The organism is Gilliamella sp. LMG 34362 (genome assembly GCF_984569125.1).
On sequence record NZ_OZ474902.1, the window covers coordinates 1,423,955 to 1,440,955 of the forward strand.

The window sequence follows — 17,001 nt, forward strand, 5'->3', positions numbered from 1 at the left end:
AAGTGTCTAATGTTAATATTATCAATTGATAAGTAAACTGGTGATTTGTAAATTGGTTCATCAATAATAGATGAATTGGTAATACAAATTAGTTTTACTAAAATGATAGGATGAGGTTGCCCAAAAAGATAGATTTTCACCAAAAACACAGTCAAAATTATAATATTTATATTACTCATGTAAGTTGAAAATCATACATCTTATTTTATTAGAATGCTCAGTGTAAAATATTGAGGATAATTCGATTTCTTCGTTTAATAGTGACAATAAAGCGATGGTTGAAAATGATTTCATAGAATTTAATGTGAATATATTCACTCTTAAACCTTTAAATGGTCATTTACTGTATTAAAAATTATATTTAAGAATCCATAATCGAGCAGTAACAGGTTCAAGTCCAGTAGTAAAATCTACCAAATGTTTTATCACTGTTTATTATTAATTAATAAAGTTGCCCAATGATTAAAAAGAACGGTATTAGGTTGTATTTTTATTCCTAATCATTATTAATAATGGTAAATTCACAATATAAAACGAATTAGCTATCTATATTTGCTCAAATTTGAGGATCAAGGTTGAATCATTAAGAGCAAATTGCACCATTTGGGTGCGTTCATTTTGATAATAGATAATAAACTTTATTAATTAATTTTACTCTATCTTTTAATAAGTTAATTAATTCATTGAGATATAGAGAGTGGCAGTTTAATTTTATTTAAATTGGTCTAGATCTTGCATTTTAAATAAAAGGATATTTATTAACTATCTATAAGGAAAAAAGATGAAATATAAAATAATACTTTTCACCACTCTATTCTTAATGAGTACATTCTGTTTTGGTGAGACAAAACTTCCCCATGTTGTTATTTTGGCAACTGGGGGAACAATTGCCGGTTCGGCTGCAAGCAATACCGATACCGTTAGTTATAAAGCTGGTGAATTGGGCGTGCAAACATTAATTGATGCGGTTCCTGAATTAAAAAATATCGCTCAAATTGATGGTGAGCAAGTTGCTAATATCGGCAGTAATGATATGACCAGTAATATTATTTTAAAACTATCAAACCGTGTGAATGAACTATTAGCAAAAGATGATGTTGATGGCGTTGTAATTACCCATGGTACAGATACACTTGAAGAAACAGCCTATTTTCTTCATTTAACGGTAAAAAGTGATAAACCCGTTGTCTTGACCGCAGCCATGCGTCCCGCGACCGCTATCAGTGCCGATGGACCAATGAATCTATTAGAAGCTGTGACATTGGCATCTACTTCAGAAGCTAAAGGGCGAGGTGTCATGGTTGTACTTAACGATAGAATAGGCTCAGCCCGATTTATAACAAAGACTAATGGCACAACCACAGATACCTTTAAAGCCGCAGAACAGGGATATTTAGGTGTTTTTATAGCTGCAAAACCACACTTTGAAACCAAAATTGACAAACTTCATACATCAAATTCTATTTTTGATCTTAGCGGTGTTAAAGCGTTACCTAAAGTGATTATTTTATATGGTTATCAGGATGATCCAGAGTATTTGTTCGATGCTGCTATCGAAAACCATGTAGATGGTATTGTTTATGCTGGTTCTGGAGCTGGCTCTACTTCTGTTAGAAGTGATAGAGGCATAAAAAAAGCAGAAAATGCGGGTATTGTTGTTGTACGTTCATCTCGAACGGGGAGTGGGATAGTTCCTGTAAACAAAACATTACCAGGATTAGTTTCAGATTCACTTAATACTGAAAAAGCTCGAATTTTACTCATGACAGCATTAACTAAAACTAAAGATCCTGAATTAATTCAGCAATATTTTCATACTTATTAGTTATCATGATTTATTATAATTCAAAGGGCTGCAAGATAGATACTTGCAGCTCAATCCCAAACAAAAACAATTAAAAAGGTGCGAAAAGCAATTTTTTTACACATTATCAGTGATAATAATTTTTTAAAATATAGATATCAATTTCACCATACCTAATTTGCTTTTTTAATAATATTAAACTAATCTAAATCCCTAAAAAAATTATTATTAAACAATTCTCCAACCGATTAATAGGGAGGTTTAATGATATTTTCAAGGATTAGAGGTGTTAAGCATTATGAAATATTTATTTAAAGATTCTGTATTGATCGGTCTCTTTTTCATATTCTACTTTAGTATGGACATAACTTATTATGTTGTTTTAGAAAATCCTCATTCGTTTATTAGCAAAATAGGTAAGCCAACTGTTGATATTTTATTTGCTATAGCGGTTGTAGTTGAAATTATTTTCTTTCTTTCAATGTTGATAAAACTATTTGTTGCTAATAGTACACATTTGTTAACCTCTTATTTAGGATTAATTTTAGGGCTAGCATTTTCTTTTATTTGGCTATTTATTTTATATATTTGTTTCGTCCGATTTCATAGTTGGGGATGGAATGGTTTTGGATTTCTTGGTTGGGCGTTTTTGCCTGCGATTGGCTGTTTTATGAGTTATATTGTTTTAATACTTATCAGAATGTTATATTTTTTATATTGTGTTTTATTTGTTGAAAGATCTAAATGAAATTTTTTTGATTAACTGTCATTTTTAGATATTGCTTAAGAGAATTATTTAACCATCTAAAGTAGAATGAATAACTGATTATTAAGCAGTTAAATATTAATTTTATCAGAGTGTAACCATATCTAATTGGATGGGATTTTTTAGGTTAATAGTGAAGTTAACTTAAGTTTTTTAAGGATTAATTATGCCAAAAATTATTAAATATTTATCTAAAGATAAATTATGGATCTGTCTTTTTTGGGTTGCTTATTTGACATTTATAGTTACTTTTAATATTTTTTCATTAAGAAGCGAATTCTACATTAGTGATGCAGCTCCACATATCCTTTTTATAATATTTTGTATAATAATAATCTCTGAAATTGTTTTTTTCCTAATACAATTAATAAAATTATTTATTATCCCTCAGACACATGTATTAACTTCTTTTTTAGGATTATTTTGTGGATTAGTTTTTTCTTTTTGTTGGTTTGGTATTTTATATTTTTATTTTGAGTATGTTAGTAATGGTTACGATGATATAGGATTCATCATTGCGATGTTCATTCCTGTACTCGGTTGTTTTTTCGGTTACATTATTTTAGTATTGATTAAAATATTAAGATGTTTATATTGTTATTTATCTGTTAAACAAGTCAATAACTCTTATCCGTAAAATAGAATATTTTTAAAAAAAGTCTTTTAAAAAATTAGTTGAATTTTATTAAGTATTTGCCAGTTATTTTAAAATGATTGAGTACCTTTTCTCATTTGTTATTTGTTAATTTCTTTCAATATGCCATTATTATCAATTTGAGATAAGACAGAATTACGTTGCTTATTTTATCGAGTATTTAAACTTAAAAATCTAAATTTTTTTATATTTTAAAGCTTTTTTAGCGAAGATATTGAGAGATTTATTCAATCTTGACTTGATTTTTGGTTTAATCAGCGTTTATATATTATTGTAATAAGCAAATCGGCTTATTATTTATAACATTTTACTGGAGGAGCTTATAATGGTACAAAAATTTGCTGCATACGGTAGTGATGTTTCAGCTGGCACTTATAAATGTGCTGATTGTGGCTATGTATATTCAAACCAAAGTAAAAAATCGTTACCCCCTTGTCCTGATCATAATAAAAAACCACATAGTAAGAATGGTTGGTATGTGGTGAGTGGTCAAGGTGATTCAGTAAAAGATCCTCATCATACTAAAAAATAGCACTCGTTCTATGTTGTAACTTTGAAAGGTAACACTTAGTGTTACCTTTTTGATTATTTGTCATCATCATTAAATTTTACTTTTGAGTTTTTGTTTTTTGCTAATAACTTTATTTTAAAATTGTGATCTTTATCACGTTGAAAAATAAAAGCAATGTCTCGTCCTTTGCTAAACCTACCTTTCATTATTACCTATAGCTAATTAAGAAACGACTTGATTTATGGTAATAAAAAATTAGTTGTAATCAATTTCAATCAAATATATCTCTTTCACTACAAAGTAAATTTAGTCATTTTTTGGCAATTTTGCAATTCTAATAAACTGCCAAGAAGATCACAATTTCATTACTATTTGATGCCTATACTAAGTCCAATATGTACTTATGGAAATAAAATTGTTTATCCTTTAGGAGGTAATAATGAAAAAAAACATGAAAAAATTGGTTGTGTTAGGCATATTATCAGCATTGTGTTTACCAACAGGTGCAGCTTGGGCCAAAGATTATCAGTTATCAGGAAAAAATGCACAAGTTAAATTAGCTAAGGATGACAGTCAAAATAGTATTACAGCACTAAATATTATCAATCCAGTTACTAATGATTCGGTGAAAATTGAAACGTTGTTTGAAATTGTTTTAGCATCCGGAGATAAGTTAACCGATAAAGATTTTTCACTGGATAAAGTGCAACAACAAGATACAGGCATGACATTAAATTACACTGGTCATGATATGTCGATTGAAACTGTTGTTAATCTAAATGATGATAAACATTTTGCGAGTTATGAATTAAGAATCACGCCTAAAAATAAAGCACTTTTAATGTCATCAGTTTCATTAATGCCATTCCATTCACAGGCACCATTTGTGTATGGTTCAGTAGTAAGTTCACCGATTATTAGTGATACTTTTTTTATCATTCCAGAAAATCCACTAACCAATACAGTTGCTTATGAAGGCGGTGTATCACAAAAAATCCCACAAGCTATTCCACTGCAAGCTGAACACACTTTAAGTTATAAAACTTATATTGGTACTTATGAAAAAGGACAGTTAAGACGTAACATTAATCAGTTTATTGATAGTGTTCGTCAACGTCCATATAATCCATATTTACACTATAATTCATGGCTTGATATAGGATTCTTTAATCCTTATACCGAAAAAGAGGCTTTATTAAGAATTGATCAATATGGTGAGGAGTTGGTAAAAAAACGTCAGGTAAAATTGGATGGATATTTATTTGACGATGGTTGGGATAATCTAAAAGGAAACTGGGGATTTAGTGCGAATTTCCCTAATGAATTTAATAATTTGAAAACAGCTTCTGATAAATATCAAACGGCACTCGGTATTTGGTTATCACCATGGGGCGGTTATAATAAACCACGTGATAAACGTGTTGCTAACGCGCCTGAATTTGGTTATGAAACTATGGATGGTAAATTAGCCTTATCAGGCCCAAATTATTATACTAACTTCCATAAACGAATCCTCGAATTGATTAATAACCAAAACATAACCATGTTTAAACTTGATGGAACGGGTAATGCTGATAAGGTTATTGCTGGTAGTCAATTCACTAGTGATTTTGATGCTGCTATCCATTTAATTGAAGATATGCGCAGTGCTAATCCAAATCTCTACATCAATTTAACCACCGGTACTCAAGCAACGCCTTCATGGTTATTCTATGCCGATTCAATATGGCGAGGTGGGGATGATGTTAACTACTATGGGCCTGGTAGCAAAGTGCAACAGTGGTTAACTTATCGTGATGCTGAAACTTATCGTTCTATAGTTTTAAAAGGTCCGTTATTCCCACTTAACTCCTTAATGTTGCATGGTATTGTCTATGCAAAACAAGCGAAAAATCTTGATCAAGAAAGTGAAACAGATTTTTCTGATCAGGTCTGGAGTTACTTTGCAACAGGTACTCAATTGCAAGAAATGTATATTACACCTGAATTATTAACGCCCCAAAATTGGGATACGCTGGCTACAGCCGCAAAATGGGCAAGAACTAATAAAGATGTTTTATTTGATAGCCATTGGATAGGTAAAGACCCGACAAAATTAGGTGTATATGGTTGGGCTGGTTGGAGTAAAGATAAAGCAATCATCACTTTACGTAATCCTTCCGATAGACAGCAAGTTTATTATCTAGATTTGCAAAATGATTTAGAATTACCAACTAATGCAACTGACCGTTTTCAAATTAAAATTGATTATGCTAGTAAGTTACATGCAAAAAAACCAACAACTATTTCGAAAACAGCAATGTTAACGCTTGAGCCTTTTGAAACAGTTATCATGTCATTAACTCCACAATAACCTATAAAGTGTCTTACCATGAAAAGGTAAGGCACTTGATTTTCTGCGATTTTATTTGCAATTATGTTTACTATTACAGATGAATTTAGTAGATAGATTTTGCCAAAAAAATTCAACTTATCCTGTATAACCTATATATTTGGGTATCTCCGAATTAAAGCTTAATAATACCCAAATCTAATTAAAATTCATTGCTTATTTTGGTTGAAAGATTATTAAATTCAGGCAAAATTTATGAACATCAATTAGATTCAATGATAAAAATAGTTAAAGTTGAAATGGTCAATATTTGTGTAGTTTAATATAAATTCTTACAATAAATTGTTAAGTTGGCTTTTTTTATCAGAAATATTGTGTAAGATAGCAGATAATTTTATTATTCACTATTATTTAGACTATTAAATGAATTAAAATATTTATGATAACTATAAAAATCTAATTATTTATCAATAGATTTGATTGGAAATAGAGTTATAAGGGATAAAGTAAGGAAAAATGATGAAAAAAGTTGTTAATTTGGCCGTGTTGCTTTCAAGCCTTTTTATGTTTACGACCGCAAATGCAGCTGAAGCTGATAAAACTACTGGAGTAAAGGTTACTAAAGCGTTAGCAGATAGCGCAAAACGTTCATTGTTAGGAGAAAAAGGTAAGTTTCCTATTCAAGTAGAGGCCGGTTATGAAGTCACCAATATTACCGCGAACCTTAATAATGTGGTTTTTGAATATAACATGCCTTCAGATAGCCAAAACACACCTTTAGATGATTTTATGGAAAATGTTAGATTAGGGCTTAATAGTCAATTTTGTGATAAATCTGATGTTGTGAATGTTCTAAAAACTTATGACATTCGTTTTATTTTCCGTTTTCAATTCACTGATGAGCGTAATATTCCTACCACTTTATCAATCAAAGAAATCTGTGAGTTAGAATAGGTAACTATAAGACTATTCTTAATTAAGCGAATTTTAGTAATGAATCGAAACATTGAGATATTAATTTTGATTCATTACTAAGTTAATGGCTTAACTCAAATCTTGTTCTTATTTTTCAACCATCCTCAACAGCGAGTTTGCTTATGCTGTGATTTATCAAGAATTACTAGTCGTTAGCTGAGTAGTGTTATCTGATTGAAGTTTGTTTCTTAATAAGATTTTTTCCAAAATAGACGTATATAGTGGCATTCCTCCTAGCGCTTGGGCTATGAGTGTTGCACCTAAGCAAGTAATAATCATCGGTAAAATAAGCTGATAATTATCTGACATTTCCATTACCAAGACAATCCCTGTGAGGGGCGCACGTACGGTTGCTGCAAATAATCCTCCCATTCCAATGATAGCGCAAGCACCAAGTTCAATATGATAATTGGGGTAAATTTGTTGTGCTATCACACCAAAAGCGATCCCAACCGTTGTCCCTAGGGCTAAAGTTGGGGCAAAAATGCCACCTGGAGCGCCGGAACTAAAGCATAAAACGGTAGTGATAAAGCGCAAGCATAAAATCATTATCAAACTATTAATTGCATAATTACCTGCAACTGCATTAGGAATAAAATCAAAACCGCTACCAGTTATTTCTGGAATGATAAAACTTACCACACCAAATAATCCCGCTAGGCAAAATCCAGTGATAACGAAATAAACTTTATGCAATAGATAAAACTGTTTGAATCGCTCTTGTAAGGTTAATATACATTTATTTGATAAAACACCCATAGCACCAAAAAAAGTCCCTAATAAGAGATATAACCATAAAGATTCAATAGGAACGGCATTAAAGTGACCGATATGAAAGACAGATTCCTGATTATATAAAAATTGATACATAATGCTGGCCATAATAACACCAACAAAAATAGCTTTTATTGAGGTCAAATTATAGCGAAATTGTGGGCGCATCTCTTCTATAATAAACAGTATTCCAGCTAACGGCGCGTTAAAAGCTGCAGTAATCCCTGCGGCGGCTCCCGTTGCTAAAAAAGTATGTCGATAAGCTTTATTTTTAACTTTAAGCAGATCGGAAACCATTGCACCAATATTACCACCGAGTTGAACCGTAGGGCCTTCACGACCTAACACCATACCAGAGCCCAAAGCACCGATGCCACCAATAAATTTAACCGGTAAGACAGATCGCCAACGAACTGGACGTAAATCAAGTAATGCACCTTCAATTTCTGGTATACCTGAACCGCCAGATTCTGGTGCAAAACGTTTGACCAAATAGTAAGCTAACCCACCCATTGTCCCAGTGATAGCAAAGATTAATAGATAATTAATTACTAGATTGTCGACCAGATTAAATAATAATGTTTTACGCAGTGAGATTACCCAATTCACCGCATACTGAAATAATACGCCAACAATACCAGTGATTGTGCCGATAACGCCGGCAACTATTAGTACGATTAGTGGGGCTTTATCCTGAAAACTACGTATTTTATGATAAAGTTGAATTCTTTTTTTGATGGCAGAATAACTAGGCACAATATTGACTATAATTAGAATAATGAAGGTAAATTTTACGCTTGTTTAATTGAAAAAGATAGTTTCAAATTTGCGCTAAAACCCTCGCTAGTAGGTGAATTATTTAATTGAAAATCTGTGATAATTCGCCATTAAGCAGTAATATAGCTGCGCGATTTTTTAATCCAAATAATTAAAAATATTGTTCGGCCAAAACTAAATAAACTGTAGGCCAGCCATAATCCATGATTTCCCCAAATTGGTACTGCAAAATATTGTGCTATCAACCAAAGCAATAACGCTAATAACATTGAATCACGGATTGATGAAGTGTAACTAATACCTGAAAAAACACCATAATAGATCAATCCACCCGCGGCAACGATAGGGAATATAATTAACCATGATTGATATTGCAGAGTAAGATTTATAATTTCCGTTTGATTAGTAAGTAGCTTGATAATTGAGGTGTCAAACGCCAACCAAATAGCAATTATTATAATTGGGCAAATAAAACAGGCTTGCAATGACCAACGTAGAGTTTGGTTATAGAGACCCATATTTTTATTGCCCTTCGCGCGGCCACTAAATACACTTGATGCATTAGCAAAACCATCAAACAGATATGCCATCATATAATGGATCTGGAATAAGACGGCATTAGCGGCCAATACTTCGGTATCAAATGTTGAACCAATCGAAATAAAATGATTGGTGACGATTAATAAACAGATAGTCCTTATCATTAGATTGGTATTGACTAAAATGACTCCTTTTAATGATTGCCATGACAAAATTGCTTTTAAGTCGGTTTTTTGATGTGTTTTCGGTAGATATCGATAGATGAACAAAATCCCGATTAAAGAGCAACTTATTTGGGCGATTAACGTTGCGAATGCGACTCCTTTGATGTCCCAATGAAACCACCAGACAAAAAGCATCGCCATTATAATATTAAGTACATTGATGAAAACTTGTAAAAATAATACTGCTTTTACTTTAGAGATACCCATTAACCAACCAACTAATACATAATTGATAAGTACAAAAGGTGCCCCCCAAATTAACACGGAAAAATAGCTATCAGCATAGTGTTGAACTTCTTGATTAGGCTTGATGATCTGCATTGAAGCAGAAAAAATGAACTTTTGAAAAATAATAAATACCAAACCTAAAAAAATCGCAATAAACAGGGGCCGAATAAGCGAAGATTTTAGTAACAATATGTTATCCAAGGCTTGGGCTGCGAAACCTGTGGTACTGACTCTTAAAAAACCAAATAACCAGTAAATGGTATTGAATATTACTGTTCCTATGGCAATGCCAGCAATAAAAGCTGGATTAGGTAAATGACCAACTAAAGCGGTATCAACGACGCCAAGTAGGGGAGTGGTAATAGTAGACAGTACAAAGGGGATCACCAACTTAAGATAATCGCTAAACTGATATTTTTGATTTGATGTTGATGAGTTTGCCATTTTTTAAAAACCTAAAACTGATTCGAGAAGTTGGATAGAGTAAGGGTTTTTGACTTGATTAAGTTTATCTATACTATCAATATATTCAATGATCTCACCTTTATAAAAAAATGCCACTTTGTTACAAAGATAAGTAATGGTGGTTAGGTCATGGGTGATAAAAATACTGGTAAGATTGAGTTGCTTTTGTAAATCGGCAAGTAGTGACAATATTTGGGTTTGTACTGAGATATCTAATGAACTCACAGCTTCATCAAATAAGATAAATTGCGGAGAGCAGGCAATTGCTCTGGCAATGCAAACACGCTGTAATTGACCACCACTCATTTGGTGAGCAAAACGATGATAAAAAGAGCTATCTAAACCGACTTGTTCTAATAAAGCATTAATACGCAGCTTACGGTCATCTTTGGCTAGTTTTTCATAGATATCAATTGGTTCAGCAATGATTTGGGATGCAGTAAAATACGGATTGACCGAGGCATTATAATCTTGAAATACCGCACTGATAGCTTTACGCATTGTTGACTTTTTCCACGCCCGTTTAGCTATATCTTGGCCATTAAAATAGATATTACCACTATCAGGTTTTTCTAAACCTAAAATCAGTTTACCTAAGGTACTTTTGCCACTACCACTTTCGCCAATAATGCCAAGACATTCACCTTGTTTTAGCTCGAATGAAACGCCATTGATAACGGTATTTTTTGTTCGGCTAAATAGATTCTGATTCGGCTGTAAAAAAGACTTTTTTACATTTTCAACGTGTAATAACGGTGGCATTAAGTTGTCTCCGTAATCAAATTTGGATTATTGAAACCAATAATAGCATTGAACTTATTCAATAACTGTTTACGTGTGTCTATCAAGTAACGAGTATAGTCATGTTGAGGATGGTAAAAAATTTGTTCACGACTACCCGATTCCACAATCTTTCCTTTATTCATCACAATGATATCATCAGCAATATGATGAATCACACCTAAATCATGAGAAATAAAAATCACGGTTGTTTTCAAGTTCTGTTTTATCTCGGTAAACATTTTTAAAATATGAAATTGGCTAATTGAATCGAGTGCTGTAGTAGGTTCATCAGCAATGATGAGTTCAGGTTCAAGCATCAATGCCAAACCAATCATTATTCTCTGTAACATGCCACCACTTAATTGATGAGGATATTTTCTATAGATCTCTTGTGGATTATTAAGGCCAATATTTTCAATCATTTCTAACGCTTTTGTCATGGCTTGCTTTTTGCTAATAACTTGATGCGCTTGTAGTGTTTCAACCACTTGCTTGCCAATACAATATAACGGATCGAAGGCACTCATAGGATGTTGTAGTATTATCGAAATTACCTTACCACGTATCTGCTTTAAGGTCTGTTTATTCTGTTGTAATAGATCGCCATTATTAGCTAAGGTTAGTTTAGCTTGGTGTGACTTAAATAATATTTGACCTGACACATTAAAATAGGGCTCTAATAATCCGATAATGGCTTTACATGTTAAACTTTTGCCACTGCCACTTTCACCAACGATACCTAAACATGAATGACGATTAATTTTAAATGAGACATCATCTAATAGCTTGTTACCATTGTCGAGGGTAACCGTAAGTTTATTCACTTCTAATAGCGAGCTACTCATGCTTTTTGTCCTTTGGATCTAAAATATCTCTTAAACAATCACCTAACATATTAAATGCTGCAACGACAATTAAAATTGCGATGCCAGGAAAGACCATCTGCATCGGATGTTGGGTCATGACATTTTTCGCTTCGCTTAACATTAACCCCCACTCGGCAGTAGGTGCTTGAACACCTAATCCAATAAAGGATAGTGCTGAGATATTTAAGATTACCCAACCTGTATCTAAGGTTGCTAATACCACTAGCTCTGACATAACATTAGGTAATAAATGACGGCAAATAATAAACGAATGTGGTGCGCCAATAGCCCGTGAAAAAAGAATATAATTTTTTCGGCTATATTTGATGACTGAACTACGAATCATGCGGCTATACCATGCCCATTTAACCACAATATTGGCTATAATGACGTTTTCAATACCTACGCCTAACACACCAACAATCGCTAAAATCATTACTTGACTAGGAAACGACAGCATAATGTCACAAAGGCGCATGATGCATTCATCAAGTTTGCCTCGTTGATAACCTGAGATAAGGCCGATCAGACTACCAACTACGATAGTGATGATCATGGTAAGTAAGGATAAAAATAGGGTAGAACGGATACCATAAAGCAAACGCGATAAAATATCGCGACCAAGATGATCACAACCAAGCCAATGTTGACTAGACATGGTGGCATATTTACGCACTATACGAACTTTATTAGGATCATACGGTGCGATATAAGGTGCTAAAATACCTAATATAACGATTGTGGTGATGATGATTAAACAGATTAAAGCTGTTTTATTGTTAATTAGTTGTTTAGTTATATTCATACGGTACCACCATTATCTCGTAATCGTGGATCTAACCATTGATGAATGATATCAACAATAAAATTACAAACTACAAATAGAATAGCCATGATAAGAATATAAGCTTGAATGACCGGATAATCACGGTTCATGATAGCTGCTATACATAAACGACCAAGTCCCGGCCACGAAAAGATATATTCGACAACAAAAGATCCAGCTATTAATTGCGGAATAGTCATACCTAAAGCCGTGATAGTAGTATGTAGAGAATTAACTAACACATGTTTAACAATTATCGTTGTTTCTTTTAAACCACGGCTACGAGCATAAAATACCGAATAATTATGCATATTTTCCAACATGTTATTACGGATAAAACGAATATAAGTTGAGATATAGACAAACGATAAGGTTAAGGTAGGTAAAATGAGATTTTGCCATGTTCCGTAACCGTTGGTTGGCAGTAAATCTAAATAATTGGCAAACAGCCAAATAAATAGCAAACCTAACCAATAACTAGGCATTGCAGTACCTAGAAAGATAATAATACGAACAATATGATCGAATACTGAATTGGCAAAGATGGCACATAAAACACCTAAAATTAAACTGATGATAAGTGTAAATGCAAATGCCGACATTGCTAAAATTAATGTCGGAATTAAACTGCGGATCATCTCATCCCAAACTAGTCTATCTCGATGAATAAATGAACGACCAAAATCAAGATGTAAAACATCATATAGCCAAATAAAATAGCGTTCTAAAAAAGGTTTATTCAATCCCAATTCTTGACGCATACTTTCAATAGCATCTGGTGTTGGCATGATTTCGTTTAAGCGTAATGCAACTTCAGCAGGATCGGAGGGGGCTAAATTAATAAGAAAAAAAGCGATAAAAGAGATACCGAATAATATCGGTATCATCATGGTTAAACGTTTAATAATATAATTTAACATTATTCGTCAATAATATTAGTTTATTAAAAATGCATTTTCTCAAATGGAATATCAAATTGAGAAGGAGCGAATTCAATTCCTTTTAATGATTTAACTGCAATAGCACGATTACGTTCATAAGTTAATGGGATATAAACGGCCTGATTGTGCAGCGTTTCTAGTACATAACGGAATAGATCTTGCCGCTCTTTTTCAGCAGTTGAAATTAATGCTTTACTAATACTCGCATCAATTTGTGGCTTTTCTTTCAAGCCTTGTTGCGCCATATAATCACCATAAACCGGTAATTTCATTCCCGATAAAAATGATTGCGGATCATATGGTGTTCCCCATGAAATATCGAATACCATATCAAAATCACCCGCTTTTTGGCGATCACGATAACCTTGCTCTTCTTCACCATGGATATTAAGCTTTAATCCCACTTGCTCAAATTCGTCTTGCATATATTGTGCAATGGTTTTTTGAGAGGCAGTATTACTATCATAATAAAGAGTGATCTCAAACGGTTTACCCTCTTTTTGGCGATAATCTTCACCTTTAACTTTTAGCCAACCAGCTTTATCAAGTAGTGTTTCAGCTAATTTTGTATCGTAGACATAAGGTTTTAAACCAATGTTGGCATAAGGAATATTGGTTGCCATCAATGTATCCGCTGGTGCTTCGCTATTATTAAAAATACCTTCTGAGATATCTTTCTTATTGATAATATGTTCGATAGCTTGGCGGACATTAACATCACTCAATTGGCTTCTTGTCGTATTCATTAAAACAATTCGACTGGAAACCGGTTTAGACATTAAGGTTTGAAACTTATCCATGCTAGAAAAACGCTCAAATGAATCCGCATCAACCATATTTTTACCATAAATCAGATCTATTTCACCTTTTTCAAGGGCCATTAGCCGACTTTGATTATCTGCGATTACTTTCATAGTCACTTTTTTCAATAACGGCTTAGCCCCCCAATAAGTTGGATTGGCATTAAACACTGCATACTGATCTTTCTTATGATCACCTAAAACATATGGGCCGGTACCAATATAAGATTTCACGCCATTTTTAGTTTCACCATCAATCATAGAATTTGGGGAAATAAATCGCATAGGGCGAGTGACGGCAATTTCAATCATGAAAGGGTAGTAAGGCTCAGAAAGATTAACCTCAAGAGTATAATCATCGACTGCTTTGACTTCGGTTATTAAACGCACCATTTCTAACCAAGTATGACGAACTTTGTTGGATAACACGGCATCCCAATTCAGTTTGGCACTGTGCGCATCAAATTTTGCTCCATCACTAAATGTGACGTCTTTTCTTAATTTAAAGGTGTAAGTTTTACCTTCGTTAGTAATAGTCCAGCTTTCTGCCAACCATGGAGAAAAAGTGCCATCTTCATTATAGTGAACTAATGATTCATACAACATATTTTGCGCCCACATTTCACCTGAATATAAATGTGGATTTAAATCACGAATATCACGAAAGTTTGCGAAAGTAATATCATCTTTGGCTAAACAATTTAAACTAAAGCAACTTAACATTAAGAAGATAAATAATTTTTTTAAATGAGGGAAGTTAAAAGACATATCTATTCCATGAAATAATTATGTTTTGGGTTTGCAACAATACAATAAATGATAATGATAATCAATATCATTTTTCCAATCTACCTAAAAAATGAGCAATATATTATGAACATATTTTAAGCGATTAATAACTCTATACTTTATAAGGTTATTCCCTAAAATAGTAACATATATTACATAACTAGCAATGAAAAGATAAAATAATCAGACAATTATTATTAAATTGCTTTATAATGTTGTTGCTTATTTATTTTTTTCGATTATTTAGGAATCATTACATGTCATTTGACTCTCTTGGCTTAGATGCCAAGATATTAAAAGCTATTGAAGAGCAACACTATACCGATCCCACTCCTATCCAACAACAAGCTATTCCCGTAATACTGTCAGGTAAAGATTTAATGGCTAGTGCCCAAACCGGTACCGGTAAAACTGCTGGTTTTGGTTTACCCATATTGCAAAAATTGCATCAAATGCAATTAAAAAATTCACCTAACTCAGAACCGAAAAAAGGTAAACGTCCTTTATATGCATTAATTTTAGCGCCAACACGTGAGCTAGCAGCGCAAATCGGTGAAAATATTCGTGATTATAGTCGATATTTATCTATTCGTTCATTAGTGGTATTTGGTGGTGTTAGTATCAATCCACAAATGATGAAACTTCGCGGTGGGGTGGATATTTTAATTGCCACACCAGGACGATTATTAGATTTAGTGCAGCAAAATGCTGTCGATCTTTCGCCGGTAAAAGTTTTAGTTCTGGATGAGGCTGATCGTATGTTAGATATGGGCTTTATCCATGATATCCGACGTGTGATCGCTAAATTACCGAAAAAACGCCAAAATTTACTTTTTTCTGCCACCTTTTCTGACGAGATAAAAGGATTAGCGAATACCATCTTAAATTCGCCTGAATCGATTGCTGTGGCGAAAACCAATAGTGCATCTGAGCAAATTACGCAATATGTGCATCGAGTGGATAAGCGTCGTAAGCGTGAATTGCTCTCTTATTTAATTGGCAAAAATCAATGGCAACAGGTGTTAATTTTTACTCGAACCAAGTATGGCGCTAACCATCTAGCGGAACAGTTAACCAAAGATGGCATTAAAGCATCAGCAATTCATGGTAATAAGAGTCAGGGCGCCAGAACGAAAGCGTTAGCTGATTTTAAGTCGGGACAAATACGAGCATTAGTCGCTACAGATATTGCCGCCAGAGGATTGGATATTGAGTTATTACCTTATGTTATTAATTATGAGCTGCCACAAGTAGCAGAAGATTATGTTCATCGAATTGGTCGAACAGGGCGAGCGCAAAATCAAGGTCAAGCTATATCGCTAGTTTGTATTGATGAACTTCCTCAATTAAAATCAATTGAGAAATTGCTTAGAAAGCCGATTCCAGAAATTTTTACTCAAGGATTTGAAGTCGATCCTAAAATTAAAGCGGAGCCAGCCAAAAAAGCGCCAGCAAAACGAGCTCCAACAAAAAGAAGAAGTGCTGATAAATCTCGAACTTCTAAAAATCATCAGAATAGTATGAAGCAATCAAGCCATCATACATATTCTAAAACTAACTAAATTATTTAAAGCAGAAGGATATTATTATGGCTAAGGTTAATCGCAGTCGTCGTTTAAGAAAAAAATTACATATTGAAGAATTTAAAGAGTTAGGTTTTACTGTAAGCTGGTCATTTGACGAAGGTACTAATGAAGAAACCATCGATAACGTTGTCGATCAATTTATCGTTGAAGCAATACAAGCTAATGGTTTGGCTTACGAAGGAAGTGGTTATTTGACTTGGAAGGGGATTATTTGTACCCAGAAATTAGGTAACTGTACTGAAGAAGATCGTGACAATGTCACTAAATGGCTTGAGAGTCATGGTTTAAAAAATGTTAAAACCAGCGCTTTAATCGATATTTGGTGGGATGAATTAGATTTTTAATTCTTTATAACCAGC

At 33.2% G+C, this 17,001-nt stretch carries 15 protein-coding genes; 8 read left to right on the forward strand and 7 right to left on the reverse strand.

The features are described 5' to 3' along the window. The first annotated feature begins 781 nt into the window (after nucleotides 1-781). The 6 genes from AC5LWZ_RS06610 (at nucleotide 782) to AC5LWZ_RS06635 (ending at nucleotide 7,022) form a co-directional block, all read left to right on the forward strand. Nucleotides 782-1,825: a type II asparaginase gene (locus AC5LWZ_RS06610; protein ID WP_493463307.1), complete on the forward strand. Its 1,044-nt coding sequence runs from the start codon at nucleotides 782-784 to the stop codon at nucleotides 1,823-1,825. A gap of 277 nt (nucleotides 1,826-2,102) precedes the next feature. Beyond that, on the forward strand, nucleotides 2,103-2,552 hold the full coding sequence (locus AC5LWZ_RS06615; RefSeq protein ID WP_086365413.1) for a hypothetical protein: 450 nt from the start codon (nucleotides 2,103-2,105) through the stop codon (nucleotides 2,550-2,552). Nucleotides 2,553-2,736: 184 nt separating this feature from the next. Next, the gene (locus AC5LWZ_RS06620; protein ID WP_110447926.1) at nucleotides 2,737-3,207 is read left to right on the forward strand and encodes a hypothetical protein; all 471 of its coding nucleotides are present in this window, start codon (nucleotides 2,737-2,739) and stop codon (nucleotides 3,205-3,207) included. Between the two features lie 343 nt (nucleotides 3,208-3,550). Then, on the forward strand, nucleotides 3,551-3,757 hold the full coding sequence (locus tag AC5LWZ_RS06625) for a hypothetical protein (RefSeq protein ID WP_065578823.1): 207 nt from the start codon (nucleotides 3,551-3,553) through the stop codon (nucleotides 3,755-3,757). A gap of 418 nt (nucleotides 3,758-4,175) precedes the next feature. Next, on the forward strand, nucleotides 4,176-6,089 hold the full coding sequence (locus AC5LWZ_RS06630; RefSeq protein WP_493463308.1) for an enterotoxin: 1,914 nt from the start codon (nucleotides 4,176-4,178) through the stop codon (nucleotides 6,087-6,089). Between the two features lie 495 nt (nucleotides 6,090-6,584). Then, a complete protein-coding gene (locus AC5LWZ_RS06635; RefSeq protein ID WP_493463309.1) occupies nucleotides 6,585-7,022 on the forward strand; it encodes a hypothetical protein in 438 nt (145 codons plus the stop codon). A 156-nt stretch (nucleotides 7,023-7,178) separates the two neighbouring features. Here the strand turns inward: AC5LWZ_RS06635 and clcA are convergent, their stop codons facing one another. From clcA to nikA, 7 genes are all read right to left on the reverse strand, one after another. Continuing rightward, nucleotides 7,179-8,555: a H(+)/Cl(-) exchange transporter ClcA gene (gene clcA / locus AC5LWZ_RS06640; RefSeq protein WP_493464182.1), complete on the reverse strand. Its 1,377-nt coding sequence runs from the start codon at nucleotides 8,553-8,555 to the stop codon at nucleotides 7,179-7,181. Between the two features lie 149 nt (nucleotides 8,556-8,704). After that, entirely contained in the window at nucleotides 8,705-10,030 is a 1,326-nt protein-coding gene (locus AC5LWZ_RS06645) for an MATE family efflux transporter (RefSeq protein WP_493463310.1), read from the reverse strand. A 3-nt stretch (nucleotides 10,031-10,033) separates the two neighbouring features. After that, on the reverse strand, nucleotides 10,034-10,813 hold the full coding sequence (locus tag AC5LWZ_RS06650) for an ABC transporter ATP-binding protein (RefSeq protein WP_198221411.1): 780 nt from the start codon (nucleotides 10,811-10,813) through the stop codon (nucleotides 10,034-10,036). Then, a complete protein-coding gene (locus tag AC5LWZ_RS06655) occupies nucleotides 10,813-11,679 on the reverse strand; it encodes an ABC transporter ATP-binding protein (RefSeq protein ID WP_493463311.1) in 867 nt (288 codons plus the stop codon). Before AC5LWZ_RS06655 ends, AC5LWZ_RS06650 begins: the two co-directional genes overlap by 1 nt. Next, nucleotides 11,672-12,499, reverse strand: coding sequence for a nickel/cobalt ABC transporter permease (gene opp1C, locus AC5LWZ_RS06660; RefSeq protein ID WP_493464183.1), 828 nt, complete (start codon nucleotides 12,497-12,499; stop codon nucleotides 11,672-11,674). The genes AC5LWZ_RS06655 and opp1C overlap by 8 nt, the downstream gene beginning before the upstream one ends. Before the next feature lie 2 nt (nucleotides 12,500-12,501). After that, entirely contained in the window at nucleotides 12,502-13,446 is a 945-nt protein-coding gene (gene opp1B, locus AC5LWZ_RS06665; RefSeq protein ID WP_493463312.1) for a nickel/cobalt ABC transporter permease, read from the reverse strand. A 23-nt stretch (nucleotides 13,447-13,469) separates the two neighbouring features. After that, nucleotides 13,470-15,035, reverse strand: coding sequence for a nickel ABC transporter substrate-binding protein (nikA, locus tag AC5LWZ_RS06670; protein WP_493463313.1), 1,566 nt, complete (start codon nucleotides 15,033-15,035; stop codon nucleotides 13,470-13,472). 278 nt (nucleotides 15,036-15,313) lie between these two features. Between nikA and rhlE the strand changes: the two genes are divergently transcribed. Together rhlE and AC5LWZ_RS06680 are read left to right on the forward strand one after the other, a co-directional pair. Continuing rightward, a complete protein-coding gene (rhlE, locus tag AC5LWZ_RS06675) occupies nucleotides 15,314-16,618 on the forward strand; it encodes an ATP-dependent RNA helicase RhlE (protein WP_493457289.1) in 1,305 nt (434 codons plus the stop codon). A gap of 26 nt (nucleotides 16,619-16,644) precedes the next feature. Further along, a complete protein-coding gene (locus tag AC5LWZ_RS06680; protein WP_065651175.1) occupies nucleotides 16,645-16,986 on the forward strand; it encodes a YggL family protein in 342 nt (113 codons plus the stop codon). Nucleotides 16,987-17,001 lie beyond the last annotated feature (15 nt).

Excerpts from the sequence above, each read along its gene's own strand:
- AC5LWZ_RS06625 (WP_065578823.1), top strand. The coding sequence starts at position 3,551 with ATGGTACAAAAATTTGCTGCATACGGTAGTGATGTTTCAGCTGGCACT.
- AC5LWZ_RS06680 (WP_065651175.1), top strand. The coding sequence starts at position 16,645 with ATGGCTAAGGTTAATCGCAGTCGTCGTTTAAGAAAAAAATTACATATT.
- rhlE (WP_493457289.1), top strand. The coding sequence starts at position 15,314 with ATGTCATTTGACTCTCTTGGCTTAGATGCCAAGATATTAAAAGCTATT.
- AC5LWZ_RS06635 (WP_493463309.1), top strand. The coding sequence starts at position 6,585 with ATGATGAAAAAAGTTGTTAATTTGGCCGTGTTGCTTTCAAGCCTTTTT.
- AC5LWZ_RS06650 (WP_198221411.1), bottom strand. The coding sequence starts at position 10,813 with ATGCCACCGTTATTACACGTTGAAAATGTAAAAAAGTCTTTTTTACAG.
- AC5LWZ_RS06610 (WP_493463307.1), top strand. The coding sequence starts at position 782 with ATGAAATATAAAATAATACTTTTCACCACTCTATTCTTAATGAGTACA.
- AC5LWZ_RS06630 (WP_493463308.1), top strand. The coding sequence starts at position 4,176 with ATGAAAAAAAACATGAAAAAATTGGTTGTGTTAGGCATATTATCAGCA.
- AC5LWZ_RS06620 (WP_110447926.1), top strand. The coding sequence starts at position 2,737 with ATGCCAAAAATTATTAAATATTTATCTAAAGATAAATTATGGATCTGT.
- opp1B (WP_493463312.1), bottom strand. The coding sequence starts at position 13,446 with ATGTTAAATTATATTATTAAACGTTTAACCATGATGATACCGATATTA.
- AC5LWZ_RS06615 (WP_086365413.1), top strand. The coding sequence starts at position 2,103 with ATGAAATATTTATTTAAAGATTCTGTATTGATCGGTCTCTTTTTCATA.
- AC5LWZ_RS06655 (WP_493463311.1), bottom strand. The coding sequence starts at position 11,679 with ATGAGTAGCTCGCTATTAGAAGTGAATAAACTTACGGTTACCCTCGAC.
- AC5LWZ_RS06645 (WP_493463310.1), bottom strand. The coding sequence starts at position 10,030 with ATGGCAAACTCATCAACATCAAATCAAAAATATCAGTTTAGCGATTAT.
- nikA (WP_493463313.1), bottom strand. The coding sequence starts at position 15,035 with ATGTCTTTTAACTTCCCTCATTTAAAAAAATTATTTATCTTCTTAATG.